Here is a 13,107-nt window from a genome sequence, read left to right as displayed (position 1 = left end):
TTAGCCTTTTTTGATTACAATAGAACGATTAAGCTCTTAAAGATTGCGGTTAATCGTACAGCATCTAAAATTCTGGCTTCCGTCGCTCCGTGGCTTTTTACAGATTGCTCATGTGATGCAACACACATTTGGCATCCGTTAATTGCGGATACAGTTAAGCTCGCTAATTCAAAAAACTCTTTTCCTAATACCGGATTCATCATGATTGACATTCGAATTCCAGCAGGTGCTGTGTTGTAATATTCCTTGTCGACAAAGTGTTTAAATCGGTAGAAAATATTGTTGGCGTTCAATAATGAAACTAAGGCATGTATTTCATTAATTTCCGCTTCTGTGGCTCCTTTTTCTAAAGCTATAGTAGTTAACGAATCAATCGTTACTTGGTGTTTTTGATTCACGGATACTGCTAAAGCTAATAAGTAGGCTTCCTTTTCACTTAAGGTTTGAGCGCGTAATGAATTCGAAACATTGATTTTCAAATCTTTAATGTAACGATGATCGGCAGCATCCAAAGAATCTAAAAGGGCAAAAGATTCTGTGGCAGGGATATTAATCTCTGCCAATAAGTTGTCTCTAGTCTCACTCATGTTTGGATTATTTTAAAAAGCCCCAGAGATTCTGGGGCTTAAAGTTGAATTATAATGTAGCGTCACCAGCTTTCCAGTTGCAAGGACAAAGTTCATCCGTTTGCAAGGCATCTAACACACGTAACACTTCGTCTACGTTACGGCCTACTGATAAATCATTTGCCGATACCCAACGAATTATACCATTTTGGTCAGCGATGTAAGTAACACGGTATGCCACCTTCTCTCCTTCTGTCAAGATTCCTAACTCTTCAGCTAAGCTCTTAGATGTGTCTGCCAACATCGGGAATTTTAAACCACGCAAATCATCGTGATCTCTTCTCCAAGCAGCGTGAACGAATTCAGAATCAGTTGAAGCACCAATTAACGACGCATCACGATCAGCGAAATCACCTGCACGGCGATTAAATTCAGCGATTTCTGTTGGGCAAACAAAAGTGAAATCTTTTGGCCACCAAAACATAACTAACCATTTGCCATCTTTCTTGTGGTCTTCTGAAGTGATAGTTGCAAACTCTTTACCTTGATCTAAAGAAACAACCGCTGTTTTTGAAAATGTAGGAAATTGGCTTCCTAAACCTAACATGTAATTTGCCATTTGTATAATAGTTTTGTTTTATCTTTTAAAATGATGGTGCAAATATGAGGCGAATAATCATATCAATCAAATCTATATTTTTTATATTTGTATAGTTTTTGACTATAATATGACTATAACGCAATTAGAGTACATTGTTGCACTTGCCGACTTACAAAGTTTTTCGAAAGCAGCTGATTTTTGTTGTGTGTCCCAACCTAGTTTGAGTATGCAAGTGCAAAAATTGGAAGATGAATTAAACATGACCTTGTTTAATCGAAAAGCTAAACCGCTTGAACCCACATTGGAGGCGCGTGAAATTATAAGTAAGGCTCGAGTAATATTATCTGAAAGCAAATCCATACTTGCTCTTACTAAAGGTTGGAGTACACAAATAAATGGTCATCTATCCATAGGCGTAATTCCAACAATTGCCCCCTACCTTATGCCAAGATTCTTGGCGGATTTTCAAGAAAAGTATCCTGATTTAACGATAAGTGTTTCAGAGACAACTACCGAAAATATAAAAAGTGAGATCTTCGAAGGCAGGATTGATATAGGAATACTCGTTACCCCACTTAATTCAAATCTAGTAGAATTACCCTTGTATTATGAGGAATTATTTCTTTATTCCAACGTTTGGGAGGATGATGGCTCTAAATTAAATGCTGTTTTAGAACCTTCAAAACTTTGGCTACTTGAGGAAGGTCACTGCCTAAGTAATCAAATCAATTCTATTTGTAATTTGAATGCTGGGGCAAGAATATCTAATTCACTCACCTATCAAACAGGAAGTTTAGAGACCATTGTTCGTATGGCTGATTTAGGCTTTGGTCAAACAATCATTCCTCAAATGTTTGTAGACTACCTCGATAATAAATCCAAAGAAAAAGTACATTCGTTACCTAATCCTGTGCCTGTTCGTGAGGTTTCACTTGTTCATGCCAAATCGTTCTCACGCAGAGCAATTATAAAGGCTTTACAAACAGAAATTTTAGCACATATTCCAATGCAGTGGCGAAGTATCGAAAATAGAGCTATTATTCCGATATAGGAGCTAATTCTTTGGTATTTCGAATCGATCTCAATAAATATAAACTAACTAAAAACACAAATCCCAAAATTAAAATTCCGGTTCGCATACTTCCGCTTACTTGAATAACAAATCCAAAGATAAAGGTTCCCAATACAGTTGAAAGTCGATCGCAGGCATCGTAAAAACTAAAATAGGAACTTGTATCCTTTTCGTTGGAAGGACACATTTTAGCGAAAGTTGCCCGACTATTTGATTGTATACCCCCCATAACAAAGCCTATTCCGGTTGCTAATAGGTAAAAGCTTAATTGATCTTGAACCGTATAAGCAAAACCACAAATAAATATCCAAACGATAACGATTAGAATTAAGGCCTGAATATTACCTAATCTTTGAGATAATTTGGCACAAAAATAGGCGCCTGGTATTGCTACTAACTGGATTAATAAAATGGTAATGATTAATGCATCCGTAGGTAAATGTAATTCTTCACTTCCAAATAAGGCACCTAAGTACATCACCGTCTGAGCGCCCATATTGAATAGAAAGAAGCTAGCGAGAAAGCCTTTCAACGATTTGATTTCTTTAACCTCATGATATACTTTCATGAGTTCTTGCCAGCCTCCTAACCAGATGTTTTTGTTATCACTGGTTTTTTGGTTGCTTTCGGGTAAGTAATGAAAGGGGATTTGCGCAAATACCAACCACCAAATACCCACACTAAGAAAAGATATTCGAGATGCTAAATCACCTACGATGTTTCCATACCATTGTGGCATCATAACCATAGTTAGATTCTGAATAAGTAATAATACGCTTCCAATGTAGCCAAGCGTAAATCCTTTAGCACTCAAACCATCAAACCGATCAGGACTCGCAATTTCGGGTAGAAACGAATTATAGAATACCATACTCCCACCCCATCCAATGATAGAAAATAGAAATCCAAATGTGCCAATGTAGTAATTACCCTTTTCAAAAAAGAATAGGCTCATACAACTTAATGAACCTAAATAACAGAAAAAGCGCATGAAGGACTTCTTATTTCCTCGGTAATCAGCGATTCCTGAAAGAATGGGCATTAAAAAGGCTAATAATAAAAAAGCTGCCGAAACAGTGTATGAAAATACGACGGCATTAGGTAACTCAACTCCAAGAAAATTAATTAATTTGGAATCAGAGGCACTTACCGCCGCATATGGGTAATAAATTGGAAATATCGCGCTCGTTATCGTTAAAGAATGAACCGAATTAGCCCAATCATAAAATGCCCAGGCATTCAACACTTTCGGGTTATTCAGTTCGTTCGCCATGGTTAAAATAAGCCTAATTGCTCTCCTTTATTTGTGTCCTTTGGAATATTTTCACTCGGGTAGTTTTTGATTTCCAATGGAATATCATCCACCTCGGGAGTTTCCTCAAGGGAATTGTTCGGAATTTCCTCCTCAAATGTAACAGTTTGCCCTACTGGGACGGTTTCTACATTTGGTGAATTTTCTTCACTTGGCTGGCTCTCAACCATCTCATTTAATTCCTCCTTTTCATCTTCATCCAAGTTGGCTGGGACCTCTTCTGTCTCCGGCATCGCCGTCTCAGTTTCTATCAATTGAACATCCGTTAATTTCGGATAATTCAATTTGCTACCAATAGCCTTCCATCCTCTTACATCCACCAATTCTTCAATTGGAATCAATTCAATCTCAGCAGTTTTGCCATCCGGCTTATGCTTAATTTGAACATTCGGCGCATAATTGATACTTGAAGCGACTAATTTCGAAGCCTTGTGATCCGCGATAAACAAGAACTTTTTATCGATCGTCGAGGTTTCGATTTTAAATCGCTTGATGAAATACGTTTTATTAGAACCATCAAAATATACCGCTGATATAATTCCTTTCGGATTGAATTTTGCGAGTAGTGCTATTTCCTCTGCAGGATAACGATTCGTTAATTCAAAATTGGTTAACTCGTAATTTCCAGAATTATAAATGGCTAATATATTATCATTGGGCTCAAAATTGCCAACATAATCACCATGCTGATCACGATTCAATCTTCCAATGGTTGGATCATACCAAATATCTACCCCACCTAGAGTAGAAACTCCCGCACTCTTTTGAACGATTTTACGCACGGGGTATTTGGTTAATACATTGCCAAGTGATTCTCGACCTTTGATGGCCAACTTCGCAAAGTCATAATCAAATTGTTTGTTTTTTGCCGTACAATTCGCCGTTAGATTAATGCTGATTACTTCAGCTTCTCCATTTTCATTCGCAGAGAAATAGGTAATCTTAGATTTATTGTCTTGGCTAACAATTCGATATTCACGGTCCCGGGTTACCGACGTAACCTTAAAGCGCTTTACGTATGAAATTCCTGTTTTTCCATCAAAGTATACCAGATTATATACCTTCCGGTCATCGTTCTTCTTAAATACACTTACGTAAAGTATATCTTTACCTACGAATACCTTTTCCTGCACTTTAGTGACTACACAGGTTCCATTTTGTCGGAAAACAATGATATCATCAATATCAGAACAATCCATTACGAATTCATCCTTCTTCAAACCATATCCAATAAATCCGTCTTCCCGATTTACATAGAGTTTTTGATTGGCTTGCGCAACAACTGTCGCCGTAATCGTATTGAAACTCTTGATTTCCGTCTTACGCTCTCTCCCTTTTCCGTATTTTTGAAGTAAGTTTTTGAAATAATCAATCGCATAGCGAATCAAATTCGCAAGATTATCCTCTACTTCGGCTAATTCATCTTGAAGACGCTTCATGGCTTCATCTGCCTTGAAACTATCAAATTTGGATATACGCTTAATTCGAATTTCAAGTAATCTAAGGATATCATCTTCCACAATCTCACGATAGAAATCCTTTTTATAGGGTTCTAAGCCCTTATCGACCATGGCAATCACCGATTCGAATGTCTCACATTCCTCGATATCACGATAAATTCGATTCTCGATAAAGATTTTTTCCAAAGAGCTAAATAATAATCGCTCCATTAATTCTCCCCGCCGAATCTCTAATTCTTGTTTTAATAAGTCAACGGTCTGATCCGTGCTAACGCGTAATATCTCCGCTACCCCGATGAATTGAGGTTTCTCATCTACGATAACACAAGCATTCGGAGAAATGGATACCTCACAGTCGGTAAATGCATAAAGCGCATCAATCGTAACATCCGGTGAAATACCAGGTGCCAGTTGAATCTGGATTTCCACATCCTTGGCTGTATTATCTATGACCTTCTTAATCTTGATTTTACCCGTATCATTGGCCTTAATAATGGAATCAATTAATGACGTAGTTGTAGTTCCAAATGGAATTTCCTTGATTAATAAGGTCTTCTTGTCAAATTCTTCAATTTTAGCTCTTACACGGATACGTCCCCCACGTAATCCATCATTGTAATTGGAGACGTCGATCATGCCGCCCAACTGGAAATCGGGATATAATGTGACTTTTTTATTATTTAATAAATCAATGGAAGCCTGAATAATTTCACAGAAATTATGGGGCATGATTTTGGTTGCTAAACCTACTGCAATACCTTCAACGCCCTGAGCTAACAATAAAGGAAATTTAATCGGTAAAGTAATAGGCTCTTTCTTACGTCCATCATAAGATAATTGCCATCGAGTCGTTTGGTTATTAAACACAACATCGTTGGCAAATTTAGATAAGCGCACTTCGATATAACGCGCCGCTGCCGCACTATCCCCTGTCCGGTTATCTCCCCAGTTACCTTGACAATCGAATAATAGATCTTTTTGACCTAGATTAACCAAGGCGTCATTGATAGATGCATCCCCATGTGGGTGATATTGCATCGTTTGACCGATAACATTAGCTACTTTATTGAAACGGCCATCGTCCATTTCTTTTAATGCATGCAAAATACGACGTTGAACGGGTTTTAAACCATCCTCTACCGCAGGCACAGCACGTTCTAGAATAACGTATGAGGCATACTCCAAAAACCAATTTTCATACATGCCGGCTACGGCTATCTGATTTTGTAATGCCCCTTCTGTCGTCTCACTCATTGCGAATATGCGAATCTAATTGTTGAATTAATTGGTACAGCATAATAGCTGTTGCTCCCCATATTTCCTCCGATTCATAAAAATAACGAGGAGCTGTTATCTTTTCCTGCATGAATGTCAACTCATGATAGTCCAAGGAATCGGCCTGTTGGAAAAATGCCACAGGTATTTCAAAAATACGATTAATTTCTCTTTTATTAATGCTGTAGTCGAGCTTTTTATCAAGAATCACAAAGTAGGGCTGAATCCAGAAATTTGAAACATGAACCCAATGCGGATTTAGTTCGATTAATTGCTCTTCTGACAACCTGATCCCTATTTCTTCTTCTACTTCGCGAATGGCTGTTTGTTTTAAATTTTCATCCGAATCTTCTTTTTTCCCTCCAGGAAATGCCATCTGTCCACTGTGATGTCCATCGTAGTCATTTCGTTTAATTAATACGATTTTAGCTTCATCCGTAGGTTCTTGGATCAATATTGAGATGACAGCCGCTTGTCGGGCATTTTGCTTCAATGACTCATTCTCTGCAAGTCGACTCAATAACTCCAACAAACGATCAAATGGACTATTCAAAATATCAGATAGAAGCGATAATTGATTCAGCGCAACGGATGCCATCGAGTGCGGCGGACATGATTCCTCCAGCATAACCGCCTCCTTCTCCACAAGGATATAAGCCTATAATTTCTGGGTGCTCCAAGGTTTCACGGTCTCTTGGAATTTTTACAGGTGAAGAAGTTCTACTTTCTAAACCAATTAATTGACCCAAATTACTACTAAAGTCTCTTATTTTACGATCAAAGTCTTGCAAGCCCAATGCCAAAGGTTCTGCAATAAAATCAGGTAAAAAATCGCGCATATCTCCTGGTTGTAAGCCAGGTACATAAGATGTGTCATGCGAAGTATTACTGCTCCGACGCTTAATAAAATCCCCCGTTAATTGAGATATGGCTTTTTGGGTACCTCCTACTAATTGGTGTGCTTTTTGCTCCAATTCTTCTTGCAAATACATGCCTGCTAATGGACCAAATTCCTTATACTTAGCCAAATCTTCCGGCATGATACTCACAACGATACCTGAATTTGCATATTTCGAATCTCGCCTAGAGGGAGACATGCCATTCACAACTACTTGATTTTGTTCAGTTGCGGAAGGTACAATAAATCCTCCTGGACACATACAAAAAGAGAAAACGCCTCTTTGCACTCCCTTGAATTTAGTTTGTGTAACTAAGCTAAATGATGCTGGTGGTAAATAATCAGGGCGCTGCGGTAAATTATATTGGCAACGATCGATCATTTTCTGCGTATGTTCAATACGGACACCGATGGCAAAGGGTTTTACCTCAATGGCAATCTTTTTATTCAATAATAGATGAAATATATCGCGAGCAGAGTGTCCCGTTGCCAAGAGAACTTTAGATGCTTCAAAGCTTCGGCCATCCGCTAACGATACACCTCGAATTTGATTTTTATCTACGATGAAATCGGTAACCTTTGCATTAAAATGCACTTCCCCACCTGACTCAATAATGGCATTACGAATGCCCTCAATTATTCCAGGTAATTTATTCGTTCCAATATGTGGATGTGCTTCATATAGAATATTTGCATTAGCCCCATAAGCGACAAATGTTTCTAACACGGAATCAATGTCACCTCGTTTTGTACTTCGGGTATATAACTTACCATCCGAATAAGTACCCGCCCCTCCTTCTCCAAAACAATAATTACTATCTGGGTTTACAACATTATGACGGTTGATGGCTGCCAAGTCCCTCCTCCTTTCACGGACGTTATTTCCTCTTTCAAAAACGATAGGCTGTATCCCAGCACGTATTAATCTCAATGCCGCGAATAAACCAGCTGGTCCGCTGCCAATGATAATAACTTGCTTCGCATTTGCTTTTAACTGGGGCAAACGCATCCTTTCGGATAAATCCACTTGGAAATTATGGTCTAACGGATAAAAGCCAATTTTAATATTTGCTTTAATTTGCCGACTTCGTGCATCGATTGATTTTTTTTCAATGCGATACTGACTTGAATTTAATAGATTTGCACCAAGTTCTGCCAGTAAGAAATCATGTAATAATTCAGGAGAATTAGCAACGGCAGGATCAAGAACAAATGACTTATATTCGGGCATATCGATTATTTGTACAAATTTACTAATCTATTCTTAACATTTTGATGAATCAGCTCCAAAACCAAGTTAGTCCTTATTTATTACAACATAAAAATAATCCGGTTAATTGGTATCCCTGGGGTGACTTAGCTTTGAATAAGGCTATTAGTGAAGATAAGCCAATTATTTTAAGCATTGGATATGCCGCTTGTCATTGGTGCCATGTCATGGAACATGAATCCTTTGAGGATGAACAAGTAGCTGATTTAATGAATGCTAACTTTGTTTGTATTAAGGTGGACCGTGAAGAGCGGCCAGATATTGATCTGATCTATATGGATTCAATTCATGCAATGGGATTACACGGGGGATGGCCACTAAATGTATTTTTGATGCCTGATCAAAAACCATTTTATGGGGGTACTTATTTTCCGAAAGCGAATTGGGTACAATTGTTACATTCTATTACAAATGCATTTAGAGAGCATCGTTCGGAGCTTCAGACTTCAGCTAATGGCTTTGCCGAAAATTTAAATGATAACAAAGTAGGGCTTTATCCGATAGATCTTTCTACAATTAACCCCATTCTATTCCATTCCATCGAGCGGATAAAAACGGGCTTGGATCCTGTTTTTGGAGGTACACTAAAAGCACCGAAGTTTCCAATTCCATCGTTGGGATTGCTATTTGAAAAATTACCTTCCCCTTTGTTAGTTGAAACTGATATTGAATCCTTGGTAGATTTGCAGTTGACCAAAATGGCCTTAGGAGGCATATTTGATCAAGTTGGAGGAGGTTTTTCGAGGTACTCGGTTGATTCGGAATGGTTTTGTCCACACTTTGAAAAAATGCTTTATGATAATGGTCAATTAGTCCGAGTCTATGCTTTAGCCTATCAAAGAATAAAAAATCCATTATACCTCGAGGTTGTCCAGCAGACTGTTGATTTTCTTCAAAAAGAATTATTGGGTGAAAATGGATTGTACTATGCTTCCATCGATGCCGATAGTGAAGGAATTGAAGGAAAGTTCTACGTCTGGACATTTGAAGAATTAAATCAATTGTTACCTTATGAGAAGCATCAAGCCTTTTATCAAGCTTATTCCTTAAGCAAGATGGGGAATTGGGAGCATGGAAATAACATTTTGTTCAAAAAGCATGAAGTTTGCAATTCACTGTATCAAATTGAACTAGATGTCTTAAAAATGGTTCGTCAGTCACGTGTGAGACCTGGTACAGATGATAAGCAACTTTTATCGTGGAACGCGTACCTCGCAATCGCACTTTTGGAATCAGGGCGGTTAATAAAGGATTCTAATTTTCAAAAATTTGGAGTTGATTTGTTAGAAGCCATGGTGCTTGGTTTTGTCCACCAAGATAAAAATCAAGTTCTTCATCAGATAACTTATTCGGATAAACCCATAATAGCTTTTTTAGATGATTTAGCATCCTTAGGATTAGCTTTAATTCAAGGCTACTTGATTGATGGTAATAAGAAATATGTACAAATAGCAAATTTCATCAATGAGCAAATTGAACTGTTACATACTGAGCAGAATAATTTGTATAATTTTCATTCAAATGCGAACGAAAGCTTAATCGCACCAAAATTTGAAATCGTTGATTCTGTATGTCCATCAGCGAATTCAATGGTCTGTGAATTCTATTTATGGTTAGGGTTCTTAAATTCGGATGCTGCATTAACAGTAAAAGGCAGAGCTATGTTAGCCGCTGTGATTGAACAAGCGCAAGGGAACCCCATCTACTTTGCCAACTGGCTTCGAATTCATTCCGAGTGGATAGAGAATCCGCAAGCCATCATTAAGTATAATCCAACAAAGATTCCGACAAAAGATTTCGAAAATCTTACTTATTTATCTATACCTACCAGTGATCTAGATTATGCAGCTTTGGTTTGCATTGGAGATCATTGTTTATCTCCCTGCAATTCAATGGAAGATTTAAAGAAGCAATTGGCAACTATTTAATTCGGTCAGGATTTTCATTCACAAAAGCACCCCAACCCTTTTGCGTACCTTTTACGGAAGAAGTAAGATTTTTATTATGAAAATGGTGACAGATGGCAATTCCTAAGGCATCCGTTGCATCATGTAACTTGGCATCTAACTTGATGCCACTTATTATTTCCACCATTTTGGCTACTTGTTCTTTGGATGCATTCCCATTTCCGGTAACGGATTGTTTCACTTTTTTGGGTTCATATTCGGTAATGGGTATACTTTTTGAAAAGGATATAGACATGACCATACCTTGTACCCGACCAAGTTTTAACATCGATTGAACATTTTTACCAAAAAATGGAGACTCGATGGCAATTTCATCAGGTAAAAACTCATCAACAATGCCCACGACACGTTCATGTATTTTAAGGAATTTAGCCCCCTGAGTCGTATATTTTGTCAAGTTTAATACGCCATACTGCAAGACTTGTACCTGATTATTGATAATTCTAATTAATCCATATCCTAAATAACGGGTTCCTGGGTCAATACCCAAGATTATTTTTTCTGCACGATGGTTTGTAATTTGCGTCATATTCAAGATTTATGTTCATTCATCAACTACCCAGTATTATCCCAAGTATCCTACCCAAATTAACTTGGTCAAGATTGGATTCCCCTGAGTCGAGAAAGGTTTATTTTACCTTTGATGATGGACCAACTCCTGAAATTACCAAATTTGTGTTGGATTGTTTAGCCGACTATCAAGCAAAAGCCACATTTTTTTGCATCGGAAAAAATATGTTGGCTTATCCTCAAATTGTGCAGGATCTTGTATATGCTGGTCATCGATTAGGTAATCATACGATGAATCACGCGAATGCTTGGAGGTATTCGACTGGTGATTATCATACTGATTATTTAGCCTGTGAAGCTGTTTTTAAAGATATGCAAATTGAATCAGTAGGCTTCAGACCTCCCTATGGTCGGGTAACCCCATTTATTTACAATTCTCTAACATCGAAAGCGGATGTATATATGTGGAGTGTATTGACGGGCGATTATAATTCAGATTTGGCTTCGGAGGATATCGTTTTATCGTGTACGAAATTAATAAAATCGGGTAGTATTATTGTCTTTCATGATAGTGAAAAGGCATTTCCGAGATTGAAAGTGGTTCTCCCACTGTTGTTAAAATATTGCTTAGATCAACACCTTATCCCTTGTTCTTTATGATTGATACCCATGCGCATCTTTATGATCCTCAATTTACATCTGTAATTGATAAACATATTCTTGATATAAAAGAAGCTGGAGTATCTGAAGTGTGGTTACCTAATTGTGATTTAGAATCTTGGAAACAATTGGAGTCATTACATCAAATGTATCCTGATTTTGTATTGCCGATGATAGGCCTCCATCCTACCTATGTGAAAGAAGGTTATCTCAACGAATTAAAAGAGTTGAAGTCAATTCTAGAAAATCAGAAAGTTTTAGCTATCGGAGAGATAGGATTGGATTATTATTGGGATACGACCTATCAAAGCGAGCAAATAATGGCCTTTGAAACTCAATGTCATTGGGCTTTGGATCGTGGATTGTGGATCGATGTCCATTGTCGGAAGGCTTATGCCGATCTTATTCGCATTCTTAAAAAAGAAGAATATAAAGAGTTAAGCGGAATTATTCATTGTTTTTCCGGCGATTTTCGTGAAGCAAAAACCTTGGTTGACTTAGGTTATACCCTGGGAATTGGTGGTGTGATTACCTATAAAAACACAACGCTATTTGATTCAATCAAAGATATCTCTTTAGAACACATTGTTTTGGAAACGGATGCCCCCTATCTAACGCCTGTTCCTTATCGGGGCCAAATGAATTCACCCAAATACATTCCGTTGATTGCTCAGAAATTGGCCGACTTATATGAAGTCTCTTTAGAAAAGGTTATTCAAGTGACCAATGGAAATGCTAGCAGACTAAAACTTAGTGCAGATTATTAAGAATAGAATCTGTTTCTTTCTTCCAGTCGAAAATTGCCTGCTTTAATCGAATAGCTATTTTATTTTTGGAATCCCAAAACTTATTCCACGTGCCCTGGAAAGCCATTTTGCCATTCTCGATAATACCTAGTTTGTGACTCATTTTTAGTATATCAACCAAATCATGTGAAATTAGAAGACAGGGGATATTTTTATACTTTATTAATTCGCGAATAATCTCGATAAACTCTATTTTTTGAGCCGTATCTAATTGGCTGAAAGGTTCATCTAATACTAAAAATTCAATATCCTGACTAACGGATTCTAAGAGAGCTATTTTTTGACGTTCTCCCCCTGAAAGTTGGTTGATTTTACTATCGAGTAAATGTTTGATATGAAACAGTTGAATATAGTATTTAATCGTTTTTGAACGCTCTTTTTCAGTCATTCGTTGGAATAACATATCTAAATAGGCCTGAACGGTATGATGTGGTTTTAAATGGAGATTTTGTGGGACATAACCTGCTGATTTAAACTGAGGGATTAATCGATCTACCCCCGTATTTAATTCTTTCTCGTGTATGGTTATGGATGCTTCTTGGCATGATTTTAAACCTACAGTCAATAAAGCCACCGTACTTTTTCCAGATCCGGATTTACCCACCAAGGTAAAAATTTCGCCTTTTTGAATGCCAATTTTTATGCCTGATAGATTAAAATGAGGATTAACTGAGTATCTTGGTATGGTAATTTTTAACATCTAAATCTAT

Annotated in this window: 12 protein-coding genes; 4 read left to right on the top strand and 8 right to left on the bottom strand. The window is 37.5% G+C overall.

The features are described 5' to 3' along the window. Positions 1-14: 14 nt before the first annotated feature. Positions 15-587, bottom strand: a complete 573-nt coding sequence (locus ACMH5P_RS01990; RefSeq protein WP_459492635.1) for a carboxymuconolactone decarboxylase family protein — start codon at positions 585-587, stop codon at positions 15-17. A gap of 49 nt (positions 588-636) precedes the next feature. Next, the gene (locus ACMH5P_RS01985; RefSeq protein WP_459492634.1) at positions 637-1,185 is read right to left on the bottom strand and encodes a peroxiredoxin; all 549 of its coding nucleotides are present in this window, start codon (positions 1,183-1,185) and stop codon (positions 637-639) included. 109 nt (positions 1,186-1,294) lie between these two features. On the opposite strand from ACMH5P_RS01985, the gene ACMH5P_RS01980 reads away from it, so the two are divergent. After that, complete coding sequence (locus ACMH5P_RS01980) at positions 1,295-2,218, top strand: LysR substrate-binding domain-containing protein (RefSeq protein WP_459492633.1); 924 nt, start codon at positions 1,295-1,297, stop codon at positions 2,216-2,218. On the opposite strand, the gene ACMH5P_RS01975 is transcribed toward ACMH5P_RS01980, so the two are convergent. From ACMH5P_RS01975 to ACMH5P_RS01960, 4 genes are read right to left on the bottom strand one after another with little or no spacing between them, the layout of a single operon-like run. Then, positions 2,205-3,512, bottom strand: coding sequence for an MFS transporter (locus ACMH5P_RS01975; RefSeq protein ID WP_459492632.1), 1,308 nt, complete (start codon positions 3,510-3,512; stop codon positions 2,205-2,207). The two genes, ACMH5P_RS01980 and ACMH5P_RS01975, sit on opposite strands and share 14 nt — an antisense overlap. A gap of 2 nt (positions 3,513-3,514) precedes the next feature. Then, entirely contained in the window at positions 3,515-6,265 is a 2,751-nt protein-coding gene (locus ACMH5P_RS01970; RefSeq protein WP_459492631.1) for a DNA gyrase/topoisomerase IV subunit A, read from the bottom strand. Beyond that, on the bottom strand, positions 6,258-6,884 hold the full coding sequence (locus tag ACMH5P_RS01965; protein WP_459492630.1) for an NUDIX hydrolase: 627 nt from the start codon (positions 6,882-6,884) through the stop codon (positions 6,258-6,260). Before ACMH5P_RS01965 ends, ACMH5P_RS01970 begins: the two co-directional genes overlap by 8 nt. After that, on the bottom strand, positions 6,844-8,415 hold the full coding sequence (locus ACMH5P_RS01960) for an NAD(P)/FAD-dependent oxidoreductase (protein ID WP_459492629.1): 1,572 nt from the start codon (positions 8,413-8,415) through the stop codon (positions 6,844-6,846). Before ACMH5P_RS01960 ends, ACMH5P_RS01965 begins: the two co-directional genes overlap by 41 nt. A gap of 44 nt (positions 8,416-8,459) precedes the next feature. Here ACMH5P_RS01960 and ACMH5P_RS01955 point away from each other — a divergent pair, with 44 nt between their 5' ends. Beyond that, a complete protein-coding gene (locus tag ACMH5P_RS01955; protein WP_459492628.1) occupies positions 8,460-10,382 on the top strand; it encodes a thioredoxin domain-containing protein in 1,923 nt (640 codons plus the stop codon). On the opposite strand, the gene ruvC is transcribed toward ACMH5P_RS01955, so the two are convergent. Beyond that, positions 10,375-10,950 (bottom strand): crossover junction endodeoxyribonuclease RuvC, encoded by a 576-nt coding sequence (gene ruvC, locus ACMH5P_RS01950; RefSeq protein ID WP_459492627.1) that lies wholly within the window; start codon positions 10,948-10,950, stop codon positions 10,375-10,377. The two genes, ACMH5P_RS01955 and ruvC, sit on opposite strands and share 8 nt — an antisense overlap. Positions 10,951-10,961: 11 nt before the next feature. Between ruvC and ACMH5P_RS01945 the strand changes: the two genes are divergently transcribed. Both ACMH5P_RS01945 and ACMH5P_RS01940 read left to right on the top strand, forming a co-directional pair. Further along, on the top strand, positions 10,962-11,591 hold the full coding sequence (locus ACMH5P_RS01945) for a polysaccharide deacetylase family protein (RefSeq protein WP_459492626.1): 630 nt from the start codon (positions 10,962-10,964) through the stop codon (positions 11,589-11,591). Next, the gene (locus ACMH5P_RS01940; RefSeq protein ID WP_459492625.1) at positions 11,555-12,358 is read left to right on the top strand and encodes a TatD family hydrolase; all 804 of its coding nucleotides are present in this window, start codon (positions 11,555-11,557) and stop codon (positions 12,356-12,358) included. Before ACMH5P_RS01945 ends, ACMH5P_RS01940 begins: the two co-directional genes overlap by 37 nt. Here ACMH5P_RS01940 and ACMH5P_RS01935 read toward each other — a convergent pair. Then, positions 12,342-13,097: an ATP-binding cassette domain-containing protein gene (locus ACMH5P_RS01935; RefSeq protein ID WP_459492624.1), complete on the bottom strand. Its 756-nt coding sequence runs from the start codon at positions 13,095-13,097 to the stop codon at positions 12,342-12,344. The two genes, ACMH5P_RS01940 and ACMH5P_RS01935, sit on opposite strands and share 17 nt — an antisense overlap. Positions 13,098-13,107: the final 10 nt, after the last annotated feature.

The organism is Aquirufa sp. 5-AUSEE-100C1, assembly GCF_054558655.1.
This window is presented reverse-complemented; position numbering and strand designations above follow the sequence as displayed.